This is a genomic window from Streptomyces sp. ISL-94, from assembly GCF_018614075.1.
Taxonomy (GTDB): Bacteria; Actinomycetota; Actinomycetes; order Streptomycetales; family Streptomycetaceae; genus Streptomyces.
The window spans coordinates 1-4,912 of sequence record NZ_JAGGOZ010000133.1 but is presented as its reverse complement, the minus strand read 5'-3'; the positions used below and the strand labels follow the sequence as shown (position 1 = coordinate 4,912).

The following is a 4,912-nucleotide window of genomic DNA, read 5'->3' as shown; positions in this document are numbered from 1 at the left end:
GACCCGGTGAACCTTTCCGGCACAGCACTAGCGCAGCGCCCCCGCCTTCGTGCCGTCCGTGAGCTTGCCCGACAGGTCGACCTGCGCGCCCGCCGGCGCCTTGACCGCCAGCCGGTTGCCGTTCGCGGACCCGTTCACCCCGCCGCCCGACACCGACAGCGAGGCGAACTGCGCACTGCCCGCCGCGAGGACGTACCACTGGCCCGCCCGCGACTTCCACAGCACGCCCGCCAGCACCCGGGGCTCCCGCGGACCGCACGCCTGCGACCCCTCCGACCTGGCCGCCTGCGCGGCGAGCGGGGCGCCCGGGGTCAGGAACTGCGCCTGTACCCGGTCCGCCGAGCCCTGCCAGGTCTCGGCCCGCGTGCACAGCCAGGTCGCCGTCCCCTCGCCCTCCGGCAGCGGCTGCTTCGCGTACGTCCAGGCGTTGACCGTACGGACCCCGTGCGAGCGGACCGACGGCAGCAGACACGCGATCCGCGACCAGTCCCCGAGCTCCGCGGCCTCCGTCACATCGCGCTCGGCCCCCGGAGCGCCCGACGTGAGCCGCGCGGGGGTCAGTTCACCGAGGTCGGTGATCAGCCGGGTGGCGCCGTCGCCCGTCAGGGCCAGGCCGTTCCAGCCGGTGCAGTTGCCCGCCGCGGCCGGACTCGGCACCGGCGGGGTGACCCCGTCCGGGCCGAGCTTCAGGGCCGCCGGGGTCTCGCCCGGCTTGAGCAGGTCCCGCAGGGCCGCCCCGGTCACCCAGGGCGCGGCGAGGTAGCGGACGTTGCCGTCGACCCGGCTGACCACGAGAGCGGTCGCGGTGTCCGCGGAGGCGCCGTCGGTCCGGGCGAAGTCCAGGGCGGCGCCGGCGGTCCCGGTGCGCGGCTCGGCGTACCGGACCACGCGCAGGCCGTCGTAGAAGAGCACCACCACGGCCTGGTCGACGGCGCCCGCGAACAGCAGCTGCGCCGGTCCCATCGGCGGCCCGGCGGGGGTCCCCGGAGTGGCCGAGACGGCCACCGAGGAGCCGGGCCGGGCCCAGGCGGCCAGCGCCCGGCGCAGCAGCCCGGTGTCGTCGGCCCGGTCGCCGCGCGCGGGCCAGGCGGAGAAGTCCGTACGGGAGGACGTGCGCCAGAGCGCGGGCGCGGCCCGCAGCAGCTTCCCGGGGTCCAGCGCCTCTTCGGCCGCGGCGTTGCGGGAGTACGGCGGGGCGGCGGCCCCGTCCGCGCCCCAGCCCCCGCCGGGCAGCGCGAGCAGCGCCCCGCACACGGCGAGGGCGGCCCCGGCGGCCACGGCGGCCCGCACCAGGCGCCGGCGGCGCAGCAGATCGGTGGGCCGGGCCTGGAGCACGCACGGGTCGAACTCGGGCGAGGCGAAGAGGGAGTCGTTCGCCGGATCCCCGGATTCCGCGACCGCGGCGGCCGGGTCCGCCACCCCGGCCTCGTCCAGCACCCGCAGCACTTCCGGCTCGGGCAGCCGCTCCAGGGCCCGCAGCACGCAGGCGGCGCGGCCGGGCCCGCCGAGGGTGGCCAGCCACTGGTCGAGGGCGAGCTCCTCGGCCCCGCCGGAGCGGGGGAACAGCCGCAGGCCCCACACCTGGGGGAGCACGGGCGGGAGCTGCGCGCGCCGGGGCAGGGCGCGGAAGGTCAGCGGGACCCCGGCCTCCAGGGCGGCGCGCAGCACGCGCAGCCGGACGTACGCGTACCCGGCGTCGCCCCCGCCGCCGCGCTGGCCCGGGACCCCGCCCTGCACGGCCGCCGCCGCGTCCCGGCGGCCGCGGGGCAGGGCCCGGTGGACCAGCGAATGGGCGGTGAGCACCCGCCGGTTGCGGCCGAGGGCGGGCGGCAGCACCAGGTAGGCGAGCCGCACCAGCCGAGGGTAGTGCTCGACGATGGCGGCCTCGGCCTGCTCGACGTCGGGAGACAGGGGGCGGGTGGCGGTATCCGGCGCAGTCACATTCAGCAGAACGAGGGAATCGTCGGATGGTCACCCGTCCCCAGTGCATCCGTTCGGGTCAAAAACCCTCGGGGTGCGGCCGGACGCCGGGTTCAGGCGGTCAGGCGGTCAGGCGGTCAGGCGGTCAGGCGGTCAGGCGGTCAGGCGGGCGCGCAGCGCCTCGACCGTTTCGTCGGAGACGCCGAGCCCCTCGCGCACGTACTTCTCCATGGAGCCGTAGCGCGTCTCGACCTCGTCCAGGGCCGCCTCCAGGTAGGCGGGGAAGACGCCGATCAGCGCGAGCGCGATGTCCGGGTCGCCGCCGGCCGCCGTGAAGCCCTCGATCATGGGGGCGAAGGCCTGCTTGACCGCCGGGTTCACGGAGAGGTACTCGGTCATCAGCGTCTCGTCGGCCGCGCCGAGCAGCGACAGGATGACCGTCGCACCCCAGCCGGTGCGGTCCTTGCCGGCCGTGCAGTGGAAGAGCAGCGGGCCGGCGTCCGGGTCGGCGGCCTCGGTGAGCAGCATCCGGTACGCGGCCTGCGCGGAGGCGGAGCTCACGAAGGACCGGTAGACGTCGGCGAACAGGGCCTGCGCCTTGCCGCCGCCCAGGCGCTCCTCCGCCACCACCGGGTCGGACAGCAGGTCCTTGAGCTGCGCTGCGGCGGGCATCCGGCCCGAGTTCACCTTGTCGGCGAGGACGTCGCCGACGAGGAGGCGGGCGCCGTCCGGGACCCGGTCGGGGTGGGCGGTGCGCTCGGCGTCGGTGCGGAAGTCGATCACGGTACGCAGGCCCAGCGCGGCCACCACCGGGTCGGCGTCGGGGTCGAGCCGGTCGAGCTGGCCGGAACGCAGCACCAGGCCGGGACGGACGGTGCGGCCGCCGGAGAGGGGGGTGCCGCCGAGGTCGCGGAGGTTGGCGACGGTCGTGGCGGGGGTGGCGGTCATCGTGGCTGCTCCAGCGGCTCGTGCGTGTGCTCGTACGGTGTGGTGTTTCATATGATTTTCTGATGGTTTGGGCCGGAAAGACAATCGACGGCCAGTGAGACCCCGATCCCGATGCCGAGGGCGGCCAGGTGTCCGGCGTCCGTGAAGGTCCGCCCGCGCTTGATCACGGGCGTCGCGGCGAGGGCCAGCAGCCCCGCCCGCGCGGCCGTACGGACCGCCCCGCGCGGCAGGGCCGAGGTCAGCGCCCCGAGCACGGCGTTGAACCCGTAGCTGGTCCCCACGTCCAGGGCGCGCCGGATCCGCGGATCGGCCGTCCCGCGCAGGGCTCCGTAGACGAGGAGGGTCGCCGCGGCGTGCCCGAACAGGAACACCGCGGCCGTCCACCAGGCGCCGTACGCGTACTCGGCGTAGCCGAGGACCGCGACCAGCAGCAGTGCGTACGGCAGGGGCATGGGCTCCTCGACGACGAAGGCGCTGGTCAGCAGCGTCTCCCAGCGCCCGGCGGCGAGATTGTCGACATTCGTCGAGCAGCTCCGGAGCAGCTGCTCCCGCTCTGCGGCCGCCATCCGCTCCAGGGCGTGCGCACCGAGCTGGACCCCGCCGGCGTAGACCGCCGCCCCCAGTGGAATTGGATTCACCCGACCATGATCGGATACGGCCTCCTGGCGGGCGCCACCGGCCCCGTGGGACCATGTTCCGGCCATGCCGACGAACCCCGCGCCGATGCGCACCACGCGTGCCGCGATGTTCGCGGCGGTGTGTACCGCGCTGGGCGCGGTGGGGCATGCGCACATGTCCGGCACCGACATTCCGCTGCCGGGCCTTCTGGGCGCCTTCGGGGTGACCGGCGTACTCGCCTGGCTCGCCGCCGGACGGCGGCGGGGACCGGCGGGGATCGCCGCGGCCCTGCTCGCCGTGCAGGGGGTGCTGCACCTCGTCTTCTCCGGGAGCCAGGCGGCCGCGCCCGCGTTGGTGTCCGGGCACCAACCCATGCCGGGCATGGAGATGGGCGCGAGCCCGGGCGCCGGGATGGCCGGGATGGCCGGGATGGCCGCCGGGATGGCCGACATGACGGGCATGTCCGATCTCGCAGGCATGGCCGGGCATGCCACGGCCGGGCACGGCGGGGCCGGGATGATCGCCGCGCACGTGCTCGCCGGACTCTTCTGCGCCGGCTGGCTGGCGTGGGGCGAGGCCGCCGTCTTCCGGCTGGCCCGGACCCTGGGCGCCGCCGCGCGGCACGCGGCCCGGCCGCTCTCCCGCGTGCTCGCCCTGGTACGGGAGCGGGTGGCAGCCCCGGCGGCCCCGCCCGCGTTCCGCCGCCCGTACCAGCGGCCGCGCCGCCTGCGCGGGGCCGTGCACGCCCATGCCGTGGTGCGCCGCGGGCCGCCCGCGGGCCGAGCCGTCCGCGCCACGGCCCCCGGCCGTCCTGCCCGCGCCTGAACCGGCGCACCCTCCTCGGTGGAGGGGGGCGAGACCTGGGGCCGATTCCCCATGTCTTCGCCAACACCTAGGACCCACATGTCCCTTGACGAGGTTCAGGACGTCCGCACCCCGGACGCCCCCGCCGGCATACCCGAAATGAACCGCGGTGGCGGCTGGGCCGCCCTGCGGCCGCTGCTCCTGCGCATGCACTTCTACGCGGGCCTGTTCATCGCCCCGCTGCTGTTCCTCGCCGCCGCCACCGGGCTGCTCTACGCCGGCTCCTGGCAGGCCGAGAGGATCGGCTACCTCTGATCTTGGCCAGTGCTCCGCCCTTCAGGGCGGGGGTGAAGGCCATCCTTGGCCCGGGGGCGCGGAGCGCCGGAGTGCTCTGCGCCTCCGGGGTGACGGTCAGACGGGACGCTGCTGGTTTTCGATGTACTGCTTGACGACGGTCAGGGGTGCCCCACCGCACGATCCGGCGAAGTAGGAGCCGGACCAGAAGTGTCCGCCCCACAGGTACCGGCGGACGTGGCTGTCGTACTCCTGGCGCAGCCTGCGGGAGCTGACGCCCTTGAGGGAGTTGACCAACTTGGAGAGTTGGACTTTCGGCGGGTAGTGC

At 75.5% G+C, this 4,912-nt stretch carries 6 protein-coding genes; 2 read left to right on the top strand and 4 right to left on the bottom strand.

Features of this window, described 5'->3' with window-relative positions:
• Positions 1-27: 27 nt before the first annotated feature.
• From J7E94_RS32740 to J7E94_RS32730, 3 genes are all read right to left on the bottom strand, one after another.
• Positions 28-1,941, bottom strand: coding sequence for a hypothetical protein (locus J7E94_RS32740; protein WP_374224529.1), 1,914 nt, complete (start codon positions 1,939-1,941; stop codon positions 28-30).
• Between the two features lie 132 nt (positions 1,942-2,073).
• On the bottom strand, positions 2,074-2,868 hold the full coding sequence (locus J7E94_RS32735; protein WP_215020465.1) for a tyrosine-protein phosphatase: 795 nt from the start codon (positions 2,866-2,868) through the stop codon (positions 2,074-2,076).
• Between the two features lie 47 nt (positions 2,869-2,915).
• Complete coding sequence (locus J7E94_RS32730; protein ID WP_308345616.1) at positions 2,916-3,506, bottom strand: rhomboid-like protein; 591 nt, start codon at positions 3,504-3,506, stop codon at positions 2,916-2,918.
• A gap of 64 nt (positions 3,507-3,570) precedes the next feature.
• Between J7E94_RS32730 and J7E94_RS32725 the strand changes: the two genes are divergently transcribed.
• On the top strand, positions 3,571-4,311 hold the full coding sequence (locus J7E94_RS32725; RefSeq protein WP_215020464.1) for a hypothetical protein: 741 nt from the start codon (positions 3,571-3,573) through the stop codon (positions 4,309-4,311).
• A 78-nt stretch (positions 4,312-4,389) separates the two neighbouring features.
• Positions 4,390-4,605 carry a hypothetical protein gene (locus tag J7E94_RS32720; RefSeq protein WP_374224528.1) on the top strand — a complete coding sequence of 72 codons (216 nt, stop codon included), beginning with the start codon at positions 4,390-4,392 and terminating at the stop codon, positions 4,603-4,605.
• 96 nt (positions 4,606-4,701) lie between these two features.
• Here J7E94_RS32720 and tnpA read toward each other — a convergent pair.
• Positions 4,702-4,912, bottom strand: a 211-nt coding sequence (tnpA, locus tag J7E94_RS32715; RefSeq protein WP_215020463.1) for an IS200/IS605 family transposase, incomplete at its 5' end; no start/stop codon positions are given.